The organism is Acidovorax sp. SUPP3334 (assembly GCF_030159055.1).
GTDB lineage: Bacteria > Pseudomonadota > Gammaproteobacteria > Burkholderiales > Burkholderiaceae_C > Paracidovorax.
In genome coordinates this window covers 1-22811 of sequence record NZ_BQXQ01000057.1, presented here as the reverse complement: position 1 = coordinate 22811, position 22811 = coordinate 1, and the positions used below count along the sequence as shown (strand labels likewise).

Sequence of the window (22811 nt, the reverse complement as noted above, 5' to 3'; positions counted from 1 at the left end):
GCGCAGGTCGTGCCCGGCACCGCACATCACCGCATGCAGCGCATCGCCCAGCGCGCCCTTGAGCGGGTTGCGGGCAAGTCGCCCATCCATCTTCATGTGCCCAATGGCGGGCTCGATGGCACTGCGCATTTTGATCATGGCCTTGAGCGTTCGGGTGATGCTTGAATTGCTTGGCGTGCGCGTAGCGCCCGATCTGCGCGGCCAGCTTGACCAGCGGGTGACGCATGTTGATCAACTCGTCCAACCTTGGACGGAACAGCTCGGCCGTTTGCGGCTGCGAAGGCTTCGGACCCATCGGACTCCTCGGAGGAATTTGCAAGAAAACAGAGATAGGCAAAACCATACCTTGCAAAGGCTGCGGCCATCAACCCCAAGAACTGCAAGCAAGATCAACGACTTGCGAGTTGTTCAGGACGGACTACCCAGTAAGCGCACGAATGTTTAGCCTTTTCAGGCCCGTCGAGCGGTCGGGGTGCTGCCGTTGCATCCCTTAAGGTAGCGACCGGCAAGCCCTGCGTGCAGCTCGACGATGCGCAGCGCTGCCGCATCTTCGGCCACCCGGACCGCCCGGCGGTGTGCGCCTCCCTGCAGCCCGAACCGGCCATGTGCGGACCGGACCGCGTCCATGCGCTGCACTACCTGGGTCAGCTGGAGGCTGCCACCCGGCCGGCGCCACCGCCTGCAGCGGGCTTCGCGGCTTCCGGCTAGCATCCGGGGCTTGTCCAACACCACACCTTCGGGTCATCCATGAAGCTCTACTACAGCCCCGGCGCCTGCTCCCTGTCTCCCCACATCGCCTTGCATGAAGCAGGGATCGCCTTCACTCCGGTGCTGGCCAGCACCAAGACCCACAAGCTGAAGGATGGCACCGACTACTACACGATCAACCCGCTGGGCTACGTGCCCCTGCTGGAGCTGGACGACGGCACGCGCCTGCGCGAAGGCCCGGCCATCGTGCAATACATCGCCGATCAGGCGCCGCTCAAGAATCTCGCGCCCGCCAACGGCACCCTCGCCCGCTACCGCCTGCAGGAGTGGCTGACCTTCATCGGCACCGAACTGCACAAGGGCTTCAGCCCCCTGTTCGGCTCCGCCACGCCCGAGGAATACAAGGCGATGGCCCGCGAGAAGCTGCTGTCGCGCCTGCAATGGGTGGACGGCCAGCTCGATCGCAAGGAATGGCTCATGGGCGAGCATTTCTCCGTGGCCGACGGCTACCTGTTCACGGTGGTCGGCTGGGGCAAGATCGTGGGCCTGGACACGTCCCACCTGGCCCATCTGTCGGCCCACCACGCCCGCGTGGGCGCCCGCCCTGCGGTGCAGGCAGCGCTCAAGGCCGAAGGCCTGCTCAAGTAAGCAGGCCAGCCAAGCCGGGCAGAACCGCCCGGCTTGGCCTGGAACGGACCATCGCACGCCCTGGGCACGCCGTCTCTGATCGCACCCCCGGAGCGTCGTTCGCCATCCTCCTTCAGCCGCGCCCTTTCCAGGGCACCAGGCGCGCCTCGGCCCAGCGCACGGCCAGGTCGAACGACCAGGCGACCAGGCGACCAGGCGACCAGGCGACCAGGCGACCAGGCGACCAGGCCGATCATCACCAGAATGCCCATCACCACCAGGTCGGTGCGCAGGAAGTTCGAGGCGTTCGGGGGCTTGCCGCGCTTCCTCCGGCCCGACCCAGCCCAGCACGCGTTCCCGCCAGGCGATGAAATCGGGGCCCGACTTCACCGCGCGCGCGGCCTGCCCGCTCAGGTAGGCGCGGCTGAACGCCAAGGGCTGCTCGCGCACGATGCGGCCCGGGCGGGGCGACATGACGACCAGCCGCGAGGCCAGGAACAGCGCCTCTTCCACGTCGTGGGTGATGAAGAAAACGGTCTTGCCCGTGCGCTGCCACAGCCGCAACACCAGCCCCTGCAAGGACTCGCGCGTGAAGGCGTCGAGCGCGCCCAGCGGCTCGTCCATCAGCAACACATCCGGGTCGCTCGCCAGCACACGGGCGATGCCCACGCGCTGCTGCATGCCGCCCGAAAGTTGCCACACGGGCGAATTCGCAAACGCTTCCAATCCCACCAACGCCAGCGTGTCGGTCGCTACCGCACGGCGGGTTTCACGTGGAACACCACGCAGCCGCAAACCCAGCGCCACGTTGTCGATCACGTTGAGCCAGGGCATCAGCGCATGCTTTTGGAACACCACGCCACGCTCCGCGCCCGGCCCGCGCACCACGCGCCCGCCCAAGGCGATGTGCCCCGCCGAGGCCTGCGTGAAACCGGCAATGCAGTTGAGCAGCGTGGTCTTGCCGCAGCCCGAGGCACCCAGGGCGACGACGAATTCACCAGCGGCGATGTCCAGATCGACCCCGGCAAGGGCCAGCACCGGCTCGGCCCCCCGGGCGCTGGCGTAGCGCACGCTCAGGCCGCGAATGGTCAGGTCGCCAGCGCTGCGGGCAGCCGGGGCGGCGGCCGGCGAGCCCGGAAACGATCCCCCGGGATCGCCGCCCACGCTCTCGCCGGATGCGGGCACGCTATTTCGCACGCTGCACCCAGGCCGGGTTCACACCCACCGAGTAGTCCGGCAGCACGCCCTGAATGGTCCCTTGCGCCTTGAGAAAGGCGGCCGTGGCGGCCAGCGACTGTGCGGCCACCGAATCCTTGCCGCCCCCCAGCCACTTCGCCGATGCCTGCTCCGCTGGCGGCACGAAGGCATACAACGCCAGGCTGGCGGGTACCGTGGAAGCCTCGGCCCCAGTCCACTTGGCCAGCGCCTTCACCGCGGGCGAATCGGCCGTCCAGGCGGCCTTCTGGCCCGCATAGGCACGGTCGGCATCGGCCAGCACTTGCACGAACTGGGTGAGGAAGGCATCGTGCTCGCGCGCGAACGGCTTGGCAACGGCCAGCGCGTCGAACGTGGCCTTGCCGGTCTGCGCGGCGATCTGGCCCGAGGTGGCGATCACCGTGCCGCTTTGCTTGACCTTGGCCAGCACCGGGTCCCAGACGAAAGTGGCATCGATGTCGCCACGCTCCCACGCTGCCAGGATCTCGGGCGGGCGCAGGTTCACGATCTTCACCGTCTGCGGGTCCACCCCTGCCGCCTGCAGCGCCACCAGCGCGTGGAAGTGGGTGGTCGAGACGAATGGCAGGCCGATCTTCTTGCCTTTCAAATCCGCCAACCGTGTGACGCCCGAGCCGTTGCGCGCCACCAGCGCCTCGGCCTCGTGGATGTCGTCGAGTACCCAGAACACCTCGATCGGCACGCCCTGCGACAAGCGCCGAAGCGAAGGGCGACGAACCCGCCTCGCCGATGTGGATGGCGCCCGAGGCCAGAGCGCGCACCACCTCCGCCCCGCTGCCCAGCTTGCGGTAGGTGACCTGGTAGCCGGTGCGCTTTTCGACCTCCTTCGTCTCCTGCGCATAGCGCCATGGCACGACCATGTCCTGGTCACCGATGACGACCTCTTTCCTGGCCTGGGCGCCCGCTGACGTGGACAGCAGCGCGGTGCCGAGCAAGGCGAAAAGGCCGCGGGCAGCAGCCCGGCGGGTGGCGAAAAATGGCGTGTGCATGTGGGGTTTTCTCAGAGAAAAAGCGGGGGCAGCGCCATCGCAGCGGCGCGCGGCAGCCCCTTTGCAAAATTCCAGGAAGGGCCCTGCGGGCCGCATGCGCCCGTTTCGCGCATCGATATCCTGAAAACGCCTGAGCGGCGCCCGGGTGCCCCGGCCTGCACTGCCGCTAGCACAGGCGGCAAATCCCTGGGGTCGCCAATGCACTGCAGCACTTCGGAAATGGCGGTAAGTTCCTGCTCCTGGCCGGTGGGATCGATTGCCCGGCCGATGCATCCCGGGGCCATGGGCTCCGTTGTTCTTACCTTCCAAGAAAGCAGCCTTCCATGACGACTCTCTTCGACCCGGTCCAGGCCGGCGATCTGCACCTGGCCAACCGCATTGCCATGGCGCCGCTCACGCGCAATCGCTCGCCCGACGCCATTCCGAAGGACATCACGGCCACCTACTACGCGCAGCGCGCCACCGCTGGCCTGCTGATCACCGAGGCCACGGCCATCAGCCACCAGGGCCAAGGCTATTCCGACGTGCCGGGCCTGTACGGCACCGAGCAGCTCGATGGCTGGAAGCGCGTGACCGAGGCCGTGCATGCGCGCGGCGGCAAGATCGTGACCCAGCTGTGGCACGTGGGCCGCATCTCGCACAACGACCTGCAGCCGGACGGCGGCAAGCCGGTGGCGCCCTCGGCCATCACCGCCAAGTCCAAGACCTACCTGGTGGACCGGGCGACCGGCAAGGGCCAGTTCGTGCCGACGTCGGAGCCCCGCGCGCTCGACGCGTCCGAACTGCCCGGCATCGTGCACGACTACGCGGCCGCAGCGCGCAACGCGGTCGAGACGGCCGGCTTCGACGGCGTGGAGATCCACGGCGCCAACGGCTATCTGCTGGACCAGTTCCTCAAGACCGGCGCCAACCAGCGCACCGACGACTACGGCGGCAGCATCGAAAACCGCGCCCGCCTGCTGCTGGAGGCCACGCGTGCCGCGGTCGATGCCATCGGTGGCGGCAAGGTCGGCATCCGCCTGTCGCCCGTGACGCCCGCCAACGACATCGCCGACGCCGATCCCCAGCCCCTGTTCGACCACGTGATCCGCCAGCTCGCTCCGCTGGGCCTGGCCTACATCCACGTCATCGAAGGCGCCACCGGAGGACCGCGCGAAGTGCAAGGCCGCCCCTTCGACTACGCCGCGCTCAAGGCCGCCTACCGCGAAGCCGGCGGCAAGGGCGCCTGGATGGTGAACAACGCCTACGACCGCGCCCTCGCCAGCCAGGCGGTGGCCAGCGGCGATGCCGACATCGTCGCCTTCGGCAAGCCCTTCATCTCCAACCCGGACCTGGTGGAGCGCCTGCGCCAGAACGCACCGCTCAACGCGTGGGACCAAAGCACCTTCTACGGAGGCGGCGAGAAGGGCTACACCGACTACCCCATGCTGGCCGAAAAGGCTGCCTGACGGGCGCCATCGGCAAGGGGCGGCGCTGCGTGGCGCCGCCCCTTGCCGCAGCGTAAAGTGCCCCCTGGCCCCGGCCCGTCATGGCCCGCTATGGCCCCGAAGGCCCGGCGGGCTTTTTTTCGTCTTCACCTTTTACGGCAACTTCCTCATGGTCACCTGCTATCTGCGCTACGTCATCGACCCCCAACAGCTCGCCGAATTCGAGCATTACGGCAAGCTCTGGATTCCGCTGGTGGAGAAATTCGGCGGCCAGCACCACGGCTATTTCCTGCCGTCGGAAGGCGCGAACAACATCGCGCTGGCGCTGTTCACCTTTGCGTCGCTGGCAGCGTACGAAACCTACCGCGAGCAGTCGATGCAAGACCCGGAATGCCTCGCCGCCTTCCGCTACGCGCAGGAAACGCGCTGCATCCTGAGCTACGAGCGCAGCTTCTTCCAGCCGGTGTTCGAATGATGGGCCGTGGATTTTGATATTTAGTTACGTAATCTTGCAAATTTGAGGACTGCGCGCCTCCGAATCCATTTACATTTCATTCCGCTTGACAGAATTCAGATGCATTCAAACGGAGGTTCTCCATGTCCAATCCTGTTGCCAAGGGCGACGCTGCTGAAAAATCGCAGGATGAACTCAGAGCGATGATCGAATCGTTCTTCCGGTTCGCACATGTCCAAGTGCCGTGGGACGGCACCGTGAACGACGGTGTAGCCCTCGTGTTCCACCAGATGCTGCTGGAAACCGCCAAATGTTCCAATGCGATGTCTTTCGTTCCCCGCCCCGCAGGCGGGCCGCCTTCCGTCCTCTGGCTCGCCACCCAGTTGGCGACCATGGGCTACCGGGACATCGAGAACAAATTCACCATTTCCTGCGCCAAGACAGCCATTCGCAATTTCCGCCTCGACTTCGAACTGGCATCCACGGGCATCGCGGCCCTGATGTTCATGCCATGCGCCTGAAGCCGCTTCTTTTCTGCGCCCTGCTGCACGCATCGCTGGCCAGCCCCGCCTTCGCTGGCGAGAAGGGCATGCTGGAAGACCGTGACTGGCCGCCGTACCAGCGTTGCTCCGGATGCGTGGCCTTGCAGTACGGCTGGCTGGAATTGAAAGTGCCCCGGCATCTGGTGGGCAAGTTCTTCGTGCCGCCAGGGGGGGATCCCTTCGTCATCCTCGCGCCCACCGAAAACAATTTGCCCAACGGCCTCGTGGACGGCCCCGTGATTCACCTGAGGGAATACGCCAAGTTGCAGGAGCTCTACCAAAAGCTCGGCGTGCTGGAAAAGCATGGCACCCAGACACCGCTGGCGTTCTACGAGTTGCTGGGGCAGGCCAACCTGGGCGATCCCGTGATCGACCTGGCCCGCAAGGCCGAGGGCGTTGCGAATTCGGTGCGCTACGAGAAATTTTCCAAGGGCCCCTTCACCGCCATCCGCATCGAGGACATAGAGCCCGACCGGGATCTGCTGTACATCTTCACCCCCGATCCCGAGCGCTACTACATGGTGTCCGGGCGCCTGTCGCCTGCGCTGTTCAGGCAACTGATGTCGCATCTGAAATTGGTCAAGTTCTGACCCGCAGCCATGAAGGCCACGCGTCCCGGCGGGGGCGGGCGACTTTCGCGCCGGAGCCACCGGCTTCGTCCGCAAAAGGCCCTGGGTGCCTGCGCGTGGCGATAGTGGCGGCTACCGCGTTCATGAGACCTGAATACCGATCAGGGACAGGCGCGGGGGAGGACATCACGTGCAATCGATCAGCCATCGCCCCCGATCCGCCGGGGCCACGCAGGCGCTGCCTGCCCATTCGCCCGGCGGGGCGGCGCTAACTGCGTCAATGCCGGGGCTTTCGGATGGCACCATCGCGGCCCCCGACGGTCCGCTGCAGCCGCGCAAAGCGGCTAGCGCGGGCAAGCCCGTGCTTCGGCGCTCGCTCAGTGCGCCACAGCCCCTGACCGAGGCGCAACGCCGCATGCTCGCCGAGTTGGGCGCCAGCGGCGACCTGAGCCCTGCCGAGGCCGCAGTACTGCGGGAGTTGCGTTTTCACCAGCCGCCAGAGCCCCTGGACACGCTGCTTTTCACCGACCCCAACAAAGACCCCGACGATGTGGTGGCCTACACCCTGGGCAAGCAGTTGCAGGCCGATGGTTTCCTAAGCCTCAAGGAGGTGGTCGTGACGCTGGGCGAGGCCGACGTTCGTTCGCAACGCGCGGAAATGGCCAAAGGGATCTTCAACCACCTCGGGCTGTCGCAAGTGCGCGTCTCCCGTGGCCAGGACTACCACATGGATGCCCACCAAGCCAAGGACCATGGCAAGTTTCTCGCCGAAGGCCACGCGTTGCGCGCACCGCCCGGTGCGGTCCACAGCGATGGACTGCAGGCGATGCGAGAGCGGCTGGAGCGGGCGCCGCACAAGCTCAGCATGGTCGTGATAGCCGGCATGACGGACGCCCATGCGCTGCTCGCAGCCTATCCCGATCTGGTGCGCGAGCGGGTCGAAGCCATCACCATCATGGGAGGCGTCGAGCCCGCCACGGACGACGGCGGACTGATACGCCCCGACACGCGGGCATACAACAACGCCACCGATCTGGACGCCGCCCGCGGCCTGTACCGGGGCGCGCAGGAGTTGGGCATCCCGCTGCGCATCGTCACCAAGGAAGCCGCCTACAAAACCGCAGTGCCGCCCGCGTTCTACGAAGGCATCGCCAAGAGTGGCCACCCTGTGGGCCAGTACCTGAAGGACGTACAAAAAAATGCTTTGAAGGGATTGTGGGAAGGCATCGGCGCGGGGCTGCTGCCCGGACTGGACACACGGTGGTTTTTCAAAACCTTCGTTGGCCAGCCACAGCCCGCGGCGGAAGGCGGCAGCCCGGACAAGCACGGGAGCAACACGCACTTTGACGAGATCTGGCCGCAGGTGACCCAGCTGAACCTCTACGACCCGCTCACCATTCTGGCAGCGGTGCCGGGTGCGGCGGGCATGTTGCTGGCGCCCAAAGCCATCCAGGCACCCGGCCGCAGCCTGGTCGAACTCGTCGGGAACGATGAGGTCAAGCATCCGAAGAAAGCCAAGAACCTGATGTCTGCGCTGGCGAAGTCGGCCCTAGCCTCCGGCAGACCCTGAGTTGCCGCAAAGCGGCTGACTCCCAGCGGCTCCAGGGCTGCCACTTCAGTTCGTGAACACCAGGCGCACGCACAGGCCTTCGCCCTGCAGCCCAGGCTCCAGCGCCAGGCGCACGCCCAGCAGTTCGGCGTAGCGCGCCACGATGGCCAGGCCCAGGCCCGCGCCCTGCCCCAGGCGCTCGCCCTCGCGGCCCTGGGCCCAGCGCTGCAGCAGGTTGGTGCGCTGCGCGGACGACAGGCCCGGGCCGTTGTCCACCACGGCCAGCACCGTGGCTTCGCGGCCATCGGCCGTGGCCTCGCGCGAGACTTCCACGGTGACGCGGGGCCGCGTGCCGGCCTGCGGGCGGCCGTAGCGCAGCGCGTTGTCGATGAGGTTGCCCAGCACGCCTTCGATGAGCAGCGGCTGGCCTTGCACCACCACGGGTTGTTCCAGGCCCGTGGCGCCCAGGTCCACGCCGGCCGCATCGGCGCGCGGCAGAAAGCGCAGCACGGCGGCGCGCGCCAGTTCGTCCAGCGCCACGGGCTGGCGGGGCATGGCGCCGCGGGCCTCGTCGGCCAGGGCCAGCGCGAGCAACTGGTCCACCAGGTGGCTGGCGCGGGCCTCGCTGTCGGCAATGCCGGCCAGCTGCTCGCGCCACACGGCCGGGTCCTTGTGGGCCAGGCCATAGCCCGCCAGGGCGCGGATGCCGGCCAGCGGGGTCCGCAATTCGTGCGCCACGTTGCCGGCGAATTCGCGCTGCGCCCGCACGCCCTGGGCGACGCGCGCCAGCAGGTCGTTCACCGCTGCGCCCAGGTGCTGCACATCGCGGGTGGATGCCTCCACGGGGATGGGCGCCAGGTCGCGCGCATCGCGCTGGTCCAGCGCCTGCTGGAAAGCGGCCAGCGGCTGCAGGTCGCGCTGGATGGCGCGGCGCAGCCATACGGCCAGGGCCACCAGCAGCAGCATTTGCGATACGCCCGAATACAGCAGCACGCTGCGCAGCATGGCGCTGCGGCTGTGCACGGTCTGCGCCGTGACGACCTCGAACGGCTGGGGCTCGCGCACATCGAGCCGCACCGCGCGCAGCGCACGGCCACGGAACTGGATGTCGGAAAAGCGGTACGCCTCGTCGCCGCGCGGCGGGGGCACGGGCAGGCCGCCCGCGTTGCCCGCCAGCATGGAGCCGTCGGGCCGCAATACCGCGAAGTACACCGTTTCCACCTGATCGAACAGGACGGCTTTCACCTCGCGCGAGGTGAGGACAAAATCGAGCGCGTCGCCCTTGAGCCGCACGTTCGCAGCCACCGCATAGGCATCGTCGAGCAGCGACCGGTCGAAGGCGCGCTGGGTGAACGCGTTGGCCAGCAGCACCGAGCCGGCCGTGCCCACCAGCCAGGTCAGCCCCAGCGGCACCAGCACATGGCGCAGCAGGCGAGCGCGCAGCGAGTGCGGAGCCCGTGGCGGCGGCGAAGATGGCTGCGGCGGCGTTGCGGCAGCACCGTTCATGGTGCCTCGGGCGTGCCCGCCTCGGCCTCCACCATGTAGCCCAGTCCGCGCAGCGTGCGAATGCCCGCGCCGCTGCCCTGCAGCTTCTTGCGCAGGCGCGAGATGAAGGCCTCCAGGGCGTTGTCGCCCAGCGCTTCATCGAAGTCGGAGAGCTTGTCGGACAGGGTGCGTTTGCTCACCACGCGGCCGGGTGGCGTCATCAGTTCCCACAGCACCTCGAACTCGCGCGCAGGCAGTTCGGCCGGCGCGCCATGCAGGGTGAAGCGGCGCGCACGCCGGTCCAGCACCAGGGCGCCGACGGCGGCGCGGTCGTCCGCCCCCTGGGTGCGCCGGGCCAGGGCGCGCAGGCGGGCTTCCACCTCGGCCAGATCGAAGGGCTTGCCCAGGTAGTCGTCGGCGCCGGCATCCAGGCCGGCGATGCGCTCCTCAGTGCGGTCGCGCGCGGTGAGCACCAGCACCGGCGTGCGGTCGCCACGGGCCCGCGCCGCGCGCAGCACGGTGAGGCCGCTCGCCGCTGCGCTGGTGGTGAGGGCACTGCCCGGTGATCCGTCCTGCGGGAGGTTCAGGTCCAGCAGCACGGCATCGAAGGGCTGCACGCTCCAGAAGTGGTGCGCCTCGGCCACGCTGGCGGCCGCATCGACGCGGTGGCCCGCATCGGTCAGGCTGCGCAGCATCACGCCGCGCAGCACGTCATCGTCTTCCACGACCAGGATTCGCATGGGTTGGGACTGGGTTGTTGAGCGGCAAGGCGGTGCAGTGGGCGAACGTATTTTCGCAGTCCCGAGATCACCTAACGACACATGCAGGTGCGTTGCTCAACCGATTAGCCCTCGGAACCGGCATCGGTGCAATGCTTGTGGTATCGCGGCTTCTGGGCGACTGTCTTGATTAAGGTGATCGCTCCGGTGATTTGGATCTATTGCGGTAATCTCGATCTGCTCCGGCCCCGGTAATATCCAAGTGCCGCGCCGAAAATCATGCAGAATGCCATGAAGATCAATGACCAAAGAAAAACGGTATTAATGTCTGAGTCGGATCTTATATAACGCGGGCCGTACCAAAAAGAAAAGGCATTCACCAGGAAGTAGGAAAAAACGCCTGAACCCAATGCCCCGCAGAGTGCATAAATAAAACGCTTCATGGCAACTCCCAAAGCCACACGGCTTTAGATTTGGTGAAGTCGCTCCAAAAACCACTAATGGAAATACCGGTATGAATACGAAGCCAGGAGGTCCGCTCGGTTAGCCTGCTACCGTTGTACAAGTCGATATGATCGCCAGACATGCCAGGACCATAGTAATCCTTGAAAAATATAATTCCCTGCTTGTTTGCAATTTTCTCGAAAACGTTCTTTACTTCTTCACCGCTGTATTTCGTCAGCTTGGCCGGCAAGGGCGCTGCGCCGCTGGCAAGCCAATTGGCAAGCTCCTCTGCCCGAATAGCGTACCTCGGCTTATCTTTCTGCCAAGACCAAGCACCGCGAAAGGATTTCATGTTCACGCCAGAGCTTATAAGGGCGGCTGACATATTGATGGCGCATTGATTAACGTAAACTCCTTTGTTAAGTAATGGCGCATCTCCATTGATAGTCGGGTGATTGCCCCAAAGCTGGGAAACGTTGGCATCTATTTACTCCTTTTTAGAAAATCTGCCGGCGGTGTTGAATCCGCCTCCTCTTCATGCTGGCTCTAAAGATCAAAGAAGGGCGCAGTCGCCTGTCGTCGCAGGGCATATTCGGAGCATCTGCGCATTCCGATAGCGCTTCAATTCAGACCCTGCAAGATCACCAACACGTTCCAAGGTCAGGTAGCGGTCAGGCACCCCCGCCGATAAACGTGGCATGAGCATACGACACCCCTGCATCCTTCTTTGCGCGCTGGCCTGCGCGCTGCCGGGCTGGAGCCAGACCCGCGCCTCCGACAGCCCGGCGGCGCCGGCCGCCACGGCCCCTGCCGCCGTGGCGCCTCAATGGACGCTGGCGCAGGCCCTGGCCGCGGCCCGCGACAACAGCGACGTGGTGCAGGCGCGGCAGGCGCTGGCCGGCGCACGCGCCGACGTGCTGAGCGCCGACCATGCGCCCGCGCCCGTGCTCACCTCCAAGGCCGCCTCCATGGACCTGCAACACGGCCTGGGTCCGGGCAACGTGCTCACGCGCAAGCGCATCGACAAATCGGTCGGCATCGACTGGACCTGGGAGCGGGGCAACAAGCGCGAGCTGCGCACGCAAGCCGCCCAGCGCGCGGCCGATGCGGCCCAGGCCGATGTGGAAGACACGCAGACCCAGCAGCTGCAGGCCGCCCTGGCCGCCTACTACGACCTGCTGGCCGCGCAGGACCGCGTGCGCGAAACCGCCGAGATCGAACGCAGCGTGGGCGATCTCGCCCGGCTGGCCGACCGCCGGGTGAAGGCCGGTGACCTGTCCGCACAAGACGCCGCGCGCACCCGCATCGAAGCCGAGCGCGCCCGGGCCGACACGCAGGCGGCGATGCAGCTGCAGGACCAGGCGGCACTGGCCCTGGCCCAGGTCACCGCCAGCAGCCTGGCCGTGCAGGCCGCCGGTACCGACTGGCCCGCACTGCCGCGCACCGCGTCGCCGGCACCCACAGCGTCAGCCGGAACGGCGCCGGGCGCAGCGGCGGGCAGCGGCCCGCTGGACGGCGGCGGCGATCTGGGCGCATGGGCGGAGGCCCGCGCCGACGTGCGCGCCGCCATCGCCCGCGTGCAGGCGGCCCAGGCGGCGCTGGACAACGCGAGCGCCCTGCGCAAGTCCGACTGGACGGTGGGCGCCTCGGTGGACCACTACCCCGGCACCTCCACCCGCCAGCTCGAATTGCGCGTGCAGATCCCGCTGCAGTGGGGCTACCAGTTCCAGGGCGAGATCGGCCGCGCCCAGGCCGAGCTCACCAAGGCGCAGGACGCGCTGGACAACACCCGCCGCCTGGCCCTGCTGGACCTGCAGCACCTGCAGCAGGCCGCATTCAGCGCCGCGCGGCGTGCCGCCAGCTACGACGAGGGCGTGCTGCCGCAGGCGCGCCAGGTGGCGCAAAACGCCGAGCTGGCCTACCGCAAGGGCGCCATGCCGCTGACCGATCTGCTGGATGCCCAGCGCACCCTGCGCGCCACGGCGCTGGAGGCGCTGTCGGCCCGTGCCGACTACGCCAAGGCGCAGGGCGCGTGGCTGCTGCGCACGCAGCCGCAGACCCTGCTGGGCAGCCTGCCTTGAGCGGCACGCAGCGCCCGCGCTCTGGCCGATCACTCCTCCCGTTTCACGTTTCTGTTTCTCTCTCTACAGCGAAGTCCACCATGGTGCACCCTGCCCTCTCCCTACCGCGCCTGACCACCTGCGGCCTGCTCGCCCTCGCCCTGGGCGGCGGCGCGTTGCTGCAAGGCTGCAGCAAGGCCGCCGAAGCCACTGCGGCGCCGGAACCCGCGCCGCCCATCGCCCAATCGGGGCAGCTGCGCTTTCCGCCGGGCCACCCGCAACTGGCGCTGCTGGCCGTGGCGCCGGCGCGCGCCAGCAAGGAAATCGCCGTGGACCTGCCTGCACGCCTGGTGTGGAACGAAGAGCGCACCCAGCGCGTCTATCCGGCGTTCGCCGGCCGCGTCACGGCCATCCGTGCCGATCTGGGGCAGGCCGTGAAAGCCGGCGCGCCGCTGGCCCTGCTGGCCTCGCCCGATTTCGGCCAGGCCCAGGCGGACACGGCCAAGGCCCGTGCCGACCAGTCGTTCGCCCAGCAGGGCCTGCGCCGCCAGCGCGAGCTGTTCGAGGCCGGCATCGTGGCCCGCAAGGACCTGGAGCAGGCCGAGGCGGACGCCGCCCGCGCCCAGGCCGAAGTGGCCCGCGCCGCCGCGCGCACCAGCCTCTACGGTGGCGGCAACGCCGTGAACCAGCAACTGGCCCTGACCGCCGGCATGGCGGGCGTGGTGGTGGAGCGCAACCTCAACCCCGGCCAGGAGGTGCGGCCCGACCAGTCCGGCCCCGGCAACCCGGCCCTGTTCGTGCTGACCGACCCGGCCTCGCTGTGGGTGCAGATCGATGCGCGCGAAGGCGACCTCGCCTCGCTGCGCCCGGGCGACAGCTTCACGCTGCAGGTGCCCGCCTACCCCGACGCCACCTTCACCGGCCGCGTGACCGCCACGGCCGATGCCATCGACCCCGGCACGCGCACGCTCAAGGTCCGCGGCGTCGTGCCCAATGCCGACCGCCGCCTGAAGGCCGAGATGCTGGCCACCGTGCATGTGCAGGAAAGCCGTGACAGCGGCGTCGTCATCCCCGCCGCCGCCGTGACCCTCAGCGGCGCCGTGCACACCGTGTACGTGCAGCGCGACGCCGGCGTGTTCGAGCCGCGCACCGTCACGCTGGGTCATGAAGGGCCGAAGGACGTGGTGGTCACCTCCGGCCTGCAGGCGGGCGACAAGGTCGTCACCCAGAACGTGCTGCTGCTGGCACGGCAATTCCAGCTGGCCGAGCAGGACGGCGCACCGCAGAAAGCCGCCCCATGAAGCGGCTCATCCACTACGCGCTGCACCAGCCGCTCTTCATCGTGCTGGGCGTGCTGCTGTTCGCCATGGCGGGCGTCATCGCCTTCAAGAACCTGTCGGTGGAGGCCTTTCCCGATGTGACCGATACGCAGGTCACCATCATCGCGCTGTACCCCGGCCGCGCCGCCGAAGAGGTGGAAAAGCAGGTCACCCTGCCCATCGAGGTGGCGCTGTCGGGCCTGCCCAACGCCATCCGCGTGTTTTCCCACACGCAGTTCGGCCTGTCGTTCACCGTGGTGACCTATGACGACAACGCCAACGTGAACCTGGTGCGCCAGCAGGTCGGCGAGCGCCTGCGCGGCGTGGACCTGCCGCCGGGCGTGGAGGCCGACATCGCGCCCAACGCGACGCCGGTGGGCGAAATCATGCGCTACCGCGTCAAGGGCGACGGGCATTCCACCACCGACCTGCGCACCATCGAGGACTGGACCGTGGAGCGCGCGCTGCGCCAGGTGCCCGGCGTCGCCGACGTGGTGGCCATGGGCGGCTCGATCAAGCAGTACGAAGTGCAGCCCGACCTGGACAAGCTGCGCGCGTACAAGCTCACCTTCCAGAACCTGCTGGATGCGCTGGGCCGGGGCAACGCCAACGCCGGGGGCAGCTACGTGGCGCAGGGGGCGCAGCAGTACGCCATCCGCGGCATCGGCCTGCTGCAGTCCAGCGAGGACATCGGCCGCATCGTGGTGGCCGCGCACGGCGGCACGCCCGTGCTGATCCGCGACGTCGCCCAGGTGAAGGTGGGCGCGGTCCCGCGCCTGGGCACCGTGGGGCAGGACGACGACGACGACGTGGTGACCGGCATCGTGGTCATGCGAAAGGGCGAGAACGCGAGCGTGGTGCTCAAGAACGTCAAGGACAAGATCGCCGACCTGAACGCGCGCAGCCTGCCGCCGGGCGTGCAGATCGTGCCGTTCTACGACCGCACCTGGCTCATGGACAAGACGCTCACCACCGTGTTCCGCAACCTCGTGGAAGGCGCGCTGCTGGTGTCGCTGGTGCTGTACCTGTTCCTGTCCAACCTGCGCGCCAGCCTGGCCGTGGTGGTGGTCATTCCCCTGTCGCTGCTGGCCACGTTCATGGGTCTCAAGGTGATGGGCGTGCCGGCCAACCTGCTGTCGCTGGGGGCGATGGACTTCGGCATCATCGTGGACGGCGCGGTCATCGTGATCGAAAACATCATGCACCGCCTGGCCGAGCGCGGCGAGGACATGGACGACCGCGACCGGCGCGACACCATCATCGAAGCCGCGGGCGAAGTGGGCCGGCCCACGCTGTTTTCGATGCTCATCATCATCGCCGCGCACATTCCCATCTTCGCGCTGCAGCGCCACGAAGGCCGCATCTTCCAGCCCATGGCGCTGTCGGTCACCACGGCGCTCATCGGCTCGCTGATCTTCTCGCTCACCCTCGTGCCGCTGCTGGCCTACTGGATGCTGCGCAAGAAGCTGCCGCACGGCGACAACCGCGTGGTCACCTTCGCCAAACGCGCCTACGCCCCGGTGCTGGACTGGGCTTTGAGCCGCCGCCGCACGGTGGTGGTGGTGGCGCTGGCCGTGTTCGGGCTGGCCCTGGTGGCGGCATCGCGCCTGGGCTCGGAGTTCCTGCCCGAACTGGACGAAGGCACCATCTGGGTCAACGTGCGCCTGCCGGCCAGCGTGTCCAACGACGAGGCGGCGCGCATGCTGCGCCAGGTGCGGCAGGCCTTGCGCACCGTGCCCGAGGTGCGCACGACCGTCTCCAAGGCCGGCCAGCCCGAGGACGGGACCGACCCCAAGACCATCTCCATGGCCGAGATCTTCGTGGACGTGAAGCCCGCCGAGCAGTGGCGCCCGGGCCTCACGCACGCGCAGCTCATCGAGGAGATGGACCGCGCCGTCTCCGCCATTCCCGGCATGGAGCCCGCGTTCTCCCAGCCCATCCGCGACAACGTGCTCGAATCGATCTCGCAGATCGACGGCCAGATCGTCATCAAGGTGGCGGGCGACGACCTGGCGGAGCTCAAGCGCCTGACCCAGTCCATCGAAAGCGAAATCCGCCAGGTGCCCGGGGTGTACCGCGCCGAGATCGACCGCCTGGGCGACCTGCCGCAACTGGTGATCGACATCGACCGCGACCGCGCCGCGCGCTACGGCCTGAACGTGGGCGACATCCAGGACGTGATCGAAGCCGCGCTCGCGGGCAAGGCCACCACCAACCTGTGGGAGGGCGAGCGCAAGTTCGCCGTCGCCGTGCGCATGCCGGAAGACCGCCGCGCCCTCGCGCGCCTGCCGGACACGCCCATCGCCACCCCGGACGGCGGCTACACCACGCTGGGCAGCGTGGCGCGCATCCGCGAAACCAGCGGCGCCATGAACATCGCCCGCGAGGCCGGCCGGCGCACCATGGCCATCGGCATCTTCATCAAGGACCGCGACATGGGCTCGGTGGTGAAGGACATGCAGACGCGCGTGGATCAGAACGTGAAGCTGCCGGTGGGCTACCAGGTCAACTGGTCGGGCGAGTTCGAGAACCAGGAGCGCGCCATGAAGCGCCTGTCGGTGGTCGTGCCCATCTCGCTGCTGCTGATCTTCGTGCTGCTGTTCGATGCCTTCAAGTCGTTCAAGATGGCCTCGCTGATCCTCATCAACGTGCCGCTGGCGCTCATCGGCGGGTTCATCGCGCTGTGGGTGTTCAGCATCCCGCTGTCGGTCTCGGCGGCCATCGGGTTCATCGCGCTCTCGGGGCAGTCGGTGCTCAACGGCGTGGTGATGCTGTCCGTGTTCCAGCAATTGCAGGCCGGCGGCATGGCGGTGGTCGATGCCGTGCGCCTGGGCTCCATGCAGCGCCTGCGCACGGTGCTCATGACCGCCCTGCTGGCGATGCTGGGCCTCTTGCCCATGGCGCTGTCGCACGAGATCGGCTCGGAAACGCAGCGGCCCCTGGCCATCGTGGTGATCGGCGGGCTGGTGACGGCCACGCTGCTCACGCTGGTGGTGCTGCCGGCACTGTATGTGGCGTGGTTCGGGAAAAAGGCGCCGAGCGAGGCTGCGGCGCATTGACCGTGCAGGGCAGCGGCCATGGCCATGCTGCTCTGGCTACCGAAGCGGATGCACCGCGTTCAGCGCCGCCCCGGCGGTGAGCCGGTGCCAGGCGGCACCCGCGGCAGCCTGGCACCTTTTGCGCAAGGCGATCGCCTTGCGCGGTAGCGGGTCAGCCGGTCAGGCCCAGCGCCGGGTTGCGGCCGCGCATGGCTTCATCGGCCAGATGGAACTGCTGCACCACCTGCGACAGGCGCGCGGCCTGTTCGCGCAGCGATTCGGCGGCGGCGGCGGACTGCTCCACCAGCGCGGCGTTCTGCTGCGTCATGCGGTCGATCTCGCCCACCGAGCCGTTGACCTGGCCGATGCCGGTGGTCTGCTCGGCCGAGGCCGAATTGATCTCGCCGATGATGTCCGACACGCGCTGCACGCTGTCCACGATTTCCTTCATGGCCGCGCCAGCGTCTTCCACGTGGCGCACGCCGCCCTCCACGGCCGACACGCTGGAGCTGATCAGCGCCTTGATTTCCTTGGCCGCTTCGGCCGAGCGCTGGGCCAGGCTGCGCACCTCGCCCGCCACCACGGCGAAGCCCCGGCCCTGCTCGCCCGCGCGGGCGGCTTCCACGGCGGCGTTCAGCGCCAGGATGTTGGTCTGGAAGGCGATGCCGTCGATCACGCCGATGATGTCGCCGATCTTGCGGCTGGAGCTGGAGATCTCGTGCATGCTGGCCACGGCCTGCTGCACCACGCTGCCGCCGCGCGTGGCGATGCCCGATGCGGACGACGCCAATTGGTTGGCCACCTGGGACGACGATGCCGTCTGCTGCACCGTGGTGGTCAGGTCCGCGAGCGAAGCCACGGCCTCCTGCGCGTTGCTCGCGGTCTGTTCGGTGCGGCCCGAAAGGTCCTGGTTGCCGGTGGCGATCTCGGCGCTGGCGGTGGCGATGCTGCAGCTCGCGTCGCGCACTTGCGACACCAGCGCGCCCAGGCCATGCTGCATGTCGTCCAGTGCGCGTTGCAGGTCCGCCACCTCGTCACGGCCCTCGACCTTCACGTGCTGCGACAGGTCGCCGCCGGCAATGGCCTGCGCCATGCGGCGCGCCTCGGCCAACGGACGGCAGATGGACACCATGTTGAGCAGGGTGAGCGGCACCACCACCACGATGGTGATGAGCACCGCCAGCACGAAGAGCCACTGGGTTTCGCTGGACACGCGCTTTTGCTGCGCGGCGACCTCGGCCACTTCGTTGCGCAGGCTGGTGTCCAACTGGGCCATGAGCTTGTCGGCCTCGGCGAACTCGGCCACGGCCTTGCCGCTCATTCGGTTGGCGACGGTGGCGGTGTCGTAGCCGCCGGCCTCCAGCTGCCGGGCCACGTGCCCGAACTGCTCGCGGTACACGTCCAGCCGCTTGACGATCTCGCGCACGATGGCGTTGTCGGGGTCGTCAGGGCCTTCCAGGAACTTGGCCGACACCTTCTTGGCGCGCTCCAGGCTGGCCAGCCAGGCCGTGTGGGCCTGCTTCACGCCCTCGGGCTTTTCGTACTGGATGATCATGTCCTTCTCGAACTGGCGGATGGCGCCCATCTCGCCCCGCAGGTCGGCCATGTAGCCCACCTCGGAGAAGGAATTGATCATGAAATCCTCGCTCATCGCGTGGATGCGGAACATGCCCAGCATGCCCGCGCCCCCCAGCAACCCCAGCAAGCCCAACACCACGCCGATCGCGCCCAGCATGCGCACACGAATCGAAAAACCCCGCATGAGTGAAAAGAAATTCATGTTTGTCGTCCTCTAATCTCTTCGGTGCCCAAAGGAAAGATGCGCACCATATGCAACCAAACGTTGCAGTGTGCCAGAGCCATGGGGTTTTTAACCGAATGTAACTATCAAACGCGCCAGCGCTTCAATAGCAAAGCGTTCGCCATCACACTCACCGAACTCAGCGCCATCGCCGCGCCCGCCACGACCGGGCTCAGGTAGCCCAGCGCGGCGAGCGGAATGCCGGCCACGTTGTAGGCAAACGCCCAGAACAGGTTCTGCCGGATCTTGGCCACCGTGCGGTGCGAAATGTCCAGCGCCGCGGCCACCAGCCGGGGGTCGCCGCGCATGAGGGTGATACCCGCGGCCTGCATGGCGACGTCCGTGCCGTTGCCCATGGCCATGCCCACATCGGCCGCCGCCAGGGCCGGCGCGTCGTTCACGCCATCGCCCACCATGGCGACGACTCCCTGGCCATGGTCATGCACCAGGCCCGGCCCCGCGCCCTGCCCGGCCGGCGCGCTGTTGCGCAATTGCGCCACGCAGGCGGCCTTGTCGCCGGGCAGCACCTCGGCCATCACTTCGCCCGCTTCGGGGTCGAGCCCCAGGCGCAGCGCCATGGCCTCGGCCGCGCCCCGGTGGTCCCCCGAGACCATTACCACGCGAATGCCGCGCCCGCGCAGCGCCGCCAGCGCCTCGCGGGCGCCGGGTTTGGGCTCGTCGCCGAACGCCAGCAGGGCGCGCAGGGCCCAGCGTTCCGCCTTGGAGCCATCGTCCAGCCGATCGCCCGGCTCATCGCCCTGCCCCGCACCGGCCACGAGTTCGGCCACGGCCGACACGGTGGCGCCAGCGGCCTGCAGCGCGGCGGCGGGTGCGGCCAGGCCCCCCAGCGGCACGCCCAGCGCATCCATCCAGCGCAGGCTGCCCACCCGAAAGCGGCGCCCGGCCGCCTCGCCCTCCGTGCCCAGCCCGGGCACGGCGCTCACGGACTGCGGCGCCGGCACGGCCAGGCCGCGATGGCGGGCTTCCTGCACCACCGCACGGGCCAGCGGGTGCTCGCTGCCGCTTTGCACGCCTGCCACGGCCGCCAGCAGCGCGGCTTCGTCCTCGCCCGGCGCCACCTCGAAGGCGGTCAGCCGGGGCTGGCCCACCGTCAGCGTGCCGGTCTTGTCGAAGGCCACCGTGGTCACCCGGTGGGCGCGCTCCAGCGCTTCGGCGTCCTTGATCAGAATGCCATGCCGGGCCGCCACGCCGGTGCCGGCCATGATGGCCGCCGGCGTGGCAAGCCCCAGCGCGCAAGGGCAGGCGATGACCAGCACCGCCACGGCGTGGATCACCGCGGCCTCGCCGCCGGCACCCGCCCACAGCCAGCCCAACAGCGTGGCCAGCGCGATGGCCAGCACCACCGGCACGAACACCGCCGACACCTGGTCCACCAGCCGCTGGATCGGCGCCTTGCCGGCCTGCGCGTCTTCCACCAGCCGGATGATGCGGGCCAATACCGTCTCGGACCCCACGGCCGACACCTGCACCACCACCCGGCCATCGCCGTTGACCGAGCCGCCCGTGAGCGCCTCGCCCGGGGTGCGCGGCACCGGCAGCGGCTCGCCCGTCAGCATCGATTCATCCACCTGCGTGTGCCCCTCCAGCACCGTACCATCGACCGGAACGCGCTCGCCTGGGCGCACCACGATCCGGTCGCCCGCCATCACCTCGGCCACGGGCACGTCCACCTCGCCGTCGGCCCCGATCAGGTGCGCCACCTCGGGCCGCAGGGCATGCAGCGCACGGATGGCCGCCGTGGTCTGGCGCTTGGCCCGCGCCTCCAGCCACTTGCCCAGCAGCACCAGCGTGATCACCACCGCCGAGGCCTCGAAGTACAGGTGCGGCGCATGGCCCGGCGGCGCGGTCAGCCACAGCCAGAGCGACAACCCGTAGCCCGCGCTGGTGCCGATCGCCACCAGCAGGTCCATGTTGCCGGTGCGCGCCTTGAGCGCGTGCCACCCGGCCCTGTAGAACCGCGCGCCCAGAAAGAACTGCACCGGCGTGGCCAGCAGCCATTGCAGCCATGCCGGCAGCATGCCGTGCGGGCCGAGCAGCGCGCTCCAGCGCTCCGGCAGCACGCCCAGCAGCATGGGCAGCACCAGCGGCGCCGACAACGCCAGCCCCAGCGCAACCGGCCCGAAACCCGCCCAGGGCGAGCGGTCCCGCGCCGCGCCGTCGTCCTGCGCTTCGGGCGCCCGCGGCTCATAACCCGCGTTGCGCACCGCCCGGCGCAGCTGCGCCTCCATGGCAGGGCCGGCATCGCCCGCATAGACGACATGGGCCCGCTCGGTCGCCAGGTTGACCGCGGCCTCCTGCACCCCCGGCACCTTGCGCAGCGCCCGCTCCACCCGGCCCGAGCAACTCGCGCACGTCATGCCGGCGATGCCCAGGTCGAGCCATGAGCGCGCCGCCACCGGCGCAGCAGCAACAGCAGCGCCGGATGGCAGTGGGAGCGCGGCGGAAGGCGTGGAGGCGGTGTGGGTCGTGTTCATGCCCGGCACCTTAAACCTTGACGCCATGGCAAGGTCAAGGCACCTTGAAAGCCATTTCGCCGCTTGACTCTGCCACCATGTCAGGGTTCACCATCGGCGGACCCGGAAAATTTTCAACCCACTGAACGAAAGCACCCCATGCAACACCATCTTCAAGTCAACGGCATGACCTGCGGCCACTGCGAACGCGCCGTCGTCCATGCCGTCCGCCAGGTCGATCCCGAAGCCACCGTGCAGGTCGATTTGGCCCAGGGCAAGGTCGTGGTCGAGAGCGACAAGGCCCGCGACGCGCTGGCCGCCGCGATCACCGAAGAGGGCTACACAGTCGCCGCATGAGCGCGTCGGCCGCGTCCGCATCGCCACAGGGCTGGCCCGTCGCCATCGGCACGGCCGCCGAACGGGCCGGCGTTTCGCCGCGCATGGTCCGCCATTACGAAGCGCTGGGCCTGCTGGCCGGCGTGGCGCGCACCGGCAGCGGCTACCGCCAGTACACCGAGGCCGACGTGCACACCCTGCGCTTCATCCGCCGCAGCCGCGACCTGGGGTTCTCGATGCAGGAGATCGCCACCCTGCTCGGCCTGTGGCAGGACAAGCGCCGCGCCAGCGCCCACGTGAAGCAGATCGCCCAAGGCCACATCGACGACCTGGCCCAGCGCATCGCCGCCATGCAGGCGATGCAGCGCACGCTGCAATCGCTGGTGGGCTGCTGCCAGGGGGATGAGCGGCCGGACTGCCCGATCCTGGACGACCTGGCAGGCCCGGAAGGGAGTTAGCTCATTTTTTTATAGCTGCCAGCGCAATGTGGATATGCGCGGAGGGCAAAAACAGGCCGAACTGCCCGAACCAACCGACACCACCCATGGCAGACTTGCCGCTTTGCTTGCAGCGCCCCCCGCACAGTCCCCATGCTTACCGGTGAATTGAGAAACAAGGTCGATCAGGTCTGGAACGCGTTCTGGTCCGGCGGCATCGCCAACCCCATCGAAGCCATCGAGCAGATCACCTACCTGCACTTCCTGCGCGCGCTCGACAGCAACCAGACCCGCGAAGACAACAAGGCGCTGCGCCTCAAGACCCAGCCCGTGCGCCTGATCCCCGCTGGCCTGGATACCCAGTAGCGCCCGCACGACGACATGCGCTGCTCCCGCTTCAAGAACATGGCCCCCGCCGACATGTTCGACGTGCTCAACAACCAGGTCTTCCCCTTCCTGCGCAGCCTGCAAACCTGTCGAGTTGCAATAGGTTATACCCGGCAAGTCGGGAAGCTGGAGGTCTGTAGCCCAAGGCCGAGTGGGGCCTCCTGGCGTTGTAGTAGCTCAGGAACGCAGGCAACCATGCTGTGCGTTCCTTGC

19 protein-coding genes and 3 pseudogenes are annotated in these 22811 nt (G+C 68.2%); 13 read left to right on the top strand and 9 right to left on the bottom strand.

Annotated features, from left to right (window positions below; translation table 11 throughout):
- A pseudogene (locus AVHM3334_RS21795) lies at positions 1-159 on the bottom strand (IS5/IS1182 family transposase); the annotation flags it as partial.
- A 357-nt stretch (positions 160-516) separates the two neighbouring features.
- On the opposite strand from AVHM3334_RS21795, the gene AVHM3334_RS21790 reads away from it, so the two are divergent.
- Together AVHM3334_RS21790 and gstA are read left to right on the top strand one after the other, a co-directional pair.
- Entirely contained in the window at positions 517-708 is a 192-nt protein-coding gene (locus tag AVHM3334_RS21790) for a hypothetical protein (RefSeq protein WP_502869966.1), read from the top strand.
- A gap of 39 nt (positions 709-747) precedes the next feature.
- Positions 748-1356: a glutathione transferase GstA gene (gstA, locus tag AVHM3334_RS21785; RefSeq protein ID WP_284415572.1), complete on the top strand. Its 609-nt coding sequence runs from the start codon at positions 748-750 to the stop codon at positions 1354-1356.
- Positions 1357-1647: 291 nt separating this feature from the next.
- On the opposite strand, the pseudogene AVHM3334_RS21780 reads toward gstA, so the two are convergent.
- Positions 1648-2427, bottom strand: a pseudogene (locus AVHM3334_RS21780) (taurine ABC transporter ATP-binding protein); the annotation flags it as partial.
- 94 nt (positions 2428-2521) lie between these two features.
- Positions 2522-3557 (bottom strand): annotated as a pseudogene (gene tauA / locus AVHM3334_RS21775) (taurine ABC transporter substrate-binding protein).
- Positions 3558-3880: 323 nt separating this feature from the next.
- Between tauA and AVHM3334_RS21770 the strand changes: the two are divergent.
- The 5 genes from AVHM3334_RS21770 to xopQ all read left to right on the top strand — a co-directional run bounded on the left by AVHM3334_RS21770 (position 3881) and on the right by xopQ (position 8119).
- Positions 3881-5005: an alkene reductase gene (locus tag AVHM3334_RS21770; RefSeq protein ID WP_284415571.1), complete on the top strand. Its 1125-nt coding sequence runs from the start codon at positions 3881-3883 to the stop codon at positions 5003-5005.
- 148 nt (positions 5006-5153) lie between these two features.
- The gene (locus tag AVHM3334_RS21765) at positions 5154-5459 is read left to right on the top strand and encodes an NIPSNAP family protein (protein ID WP_284415570.1); all 306 of its coding nucleotides are present in this window, start codon (positions 5154-5156) and stop codon (positions 5457-5459) included.
- A 122-nt stretch (positions 5460-5581) separates the two neighbouring features.
- Entirely contained in the window at positions 5582-5959 is a 378-nt protein-coding gene (locus AVHM3334_RS21760; protein ID WP_284415569.1) for a hypothetical protein, read from the top strand.
- Positions 5950-6570, top strand: a complete 621-nt coding sequence (locus AVHM3334_RS21755) for a hypothetical protein (RefSeq protein ID WP_284415568.1) — start codon at positions 5950-5952, stop codon at positions 6568-6570. Before AVHM3334_RS21760 ends, AVHM3334_RS21755 begins: the two co-directional genes overlap by 10 nt.
- Before the next feature lie 169 nt (positions 6571-6739).
- On the top strand, positions 6740-8119 hold the full coding sequence (gene xopQ, locus AVHM3334_RS21750; protein WP_284415567.1) for a type III secretion system effector XopQ: 1380 nt from the start codon (positions 6740-6742) through the stop codon (positions 8117-8119).
- A gap of 45 nt (positions 8120-8164) precedes the next feature.
- Here xopQ and AVHM3334_RS21745 read toward each other — a convergent pair whose 3' ends face one another.
- The 3 genes from AVHM3334_RS21745 to AVHM3334_RS21735 all read right to left on the bottom strand — a co-directional run bounded on the left by AVHM3334_RS21745 (position 8165) and on the right by AVHM3334_RS21735 (position 11191).
- Complete coding sequence (locus AVHM3334_RS21745; protein WP_284415566.1) at positions 8165-9604, bottom strand: sensor histidine kinase; 1440 nt, start codon at positions 9602-9604, stop codon at positions 8165-8167.
- The gene (locus AVHM3334_RS21740; protein WP_284415565.1) at positions 9601-10323 is read right to left on the bottom strand and encodes a response regulator transcription factor; all 723 of its coding nucleotides are present in this window, start codon (positions 10321-10323) and stop codon (positions 9601-9603) included. Before AVHM3334_RS21740 ends, AVHM3334_RS21745 begins: the two co-directional genes overlap by 4 nt.
- 418 nt (positions 10324-10741) lie before the next feature.
- Positions 10742-11191, bottom strand: a complete 450-nt coding sequence (locus AVHM3334_RS21735; protein ID WP_284415575.1) for a type VI secretion system amidase effector protein Tae4 — start codon at positions 11189-11191, stop codon at positions 10742-10744.
- Between the two features lie 253 nt (positions 11192-11444).
- Here AVHM3334_RS21735 and AVHM3334_RS21730 point away from each other — a divergent pair, with 253 nt between their 5' ends.
- The 3 genes from AVHM3334_RS21730 to AVHM3334_RS21720 all read left to right on the top strand — a co-directional run bounded on the left by AVHM3334_RS21730 (position 11445) and on the right by AVHM3334_RS21720 (position 17184).
- A complete protein-coding gene (locus AVHM3334_RS21730) occupies positions 11445-12827 on the top strand; it encodes a TolC family protein (protein WP_284415564.1) in 1383 nt (460 codons plus the stop codon).
- Between the two features lie 80 nt (positions 12828-12907).
- Positions 12908-14107, top strand: coding sequence for an efflux RND transporter periplasmic adaptor subunit (locus tag AVHM3334_RS21725; protein WP_284415563.1), 1200 nt, complete (start codon positions 12908-12910; stop codon positions 14105-14107).
- Positions 14104-17184 (top strand): efflux RND transporter permease subunit, encoded by a 3081-nt coding sequence (locus AVHM3334_RS21720; protein ID WP_284415562.1) that lies wholly within the window; start codon positions 14104-14106, stop codon positions 17182-17184. The genes AVHM3334_RS21725 and AVHM3334_RS21720 overlap by 4 nt, the downstream gene beginning before the upstream one ends.
- Positions 17185-17335: 151 nt before the next feature.
- Here AVHM3334_RS21720 and AVHM3334_RS21715 read toward each other — a convergent pair whose 3' ends face one another.
- Both AVHM3334_RS21715 and AVHM3334_RS21710 read right to left on the bottom strand, forming a co-directional pair.
- Positions 17336-18943, bottom strand: coding sequence for a methyl-accepting chemotaxis protein (locus tag AVHM3334_RS21715; RefSeq protein ID WP_284415561.1), 1608 nt, complete (start codon positions 18941-18943; stop codon positions 17336-17338).
- Between the two features lie 107 nt (positions 18944-19050).
- Entirely contained in the window at positions 19051-21459 is a 2409-nt protein-coding gene (locus tag AVHM3334_RS21710) for a heavy metal translocating P-type ATPase (protein WP_502869965.1), read from the bottom strand.
- Positions 21460-21597: 138 nt separating this feature from the next.
- Here AVHM3334_RS21710 and AVHM3334_RS21705 point away from each other — a divergent pair, with 138 nt between their 5' ends.
- The 3 genes from AVHM3334_RS21705 (at position 21598) to AVHM3334_RS21695 (ending at position 22577) form a co-directional block, all read left to right on the top strand.
- Positions 21598-21795, top strand: a complete 198-nt coding sequence (locus AVHM3334_RS21705; RefSeq protein WP_284415560.1) for a heavy-metal-associated domain-containing protein — start codon at positions 21598-21600, stop codon at positions 21793-21795.
- The gene (gene cueR / locus AVHM3334_RS21700; protein ID WP_284415559.1) at positions 21792-22232 is read left to right on the top strand and encodes a Cu(I)-responsive transcriptional regulator; all 441 of its coding nucleotides are present in this window, start codon (positions 21792-21794) and stop codon (positions 22230-22232) included. Before AVHM3334_RS21705 ends, cueR begins: the two co-directional genes overlap by 4 nt.
- 132 nt (positions 22233-22364) lie before the next feature.
- A complete protein-coding gene (locus AVHM3334_RS21695) occupies positions 22365-22577 on the top strand; it encodes a type I restriction-modification system subunit M N-terminal domain-containing protein (protein ID WP_284415558.1) in 213 nt (70 codons plus the stop codon).
- 67 nt (positions 22578-22644) lie between these two features.
- Here the strand turns inward: AVHM3334_RS21695 and AVHM3334_RS21690 are convergent.
- A partial coding sequence (locus AVHM3334_RS21690) for an integrase core domain-containing protein (protein ID WP_284415573.1) occupies positions 22645-22811 on the bottom strand: 167 nt, incomplete at its 5' end.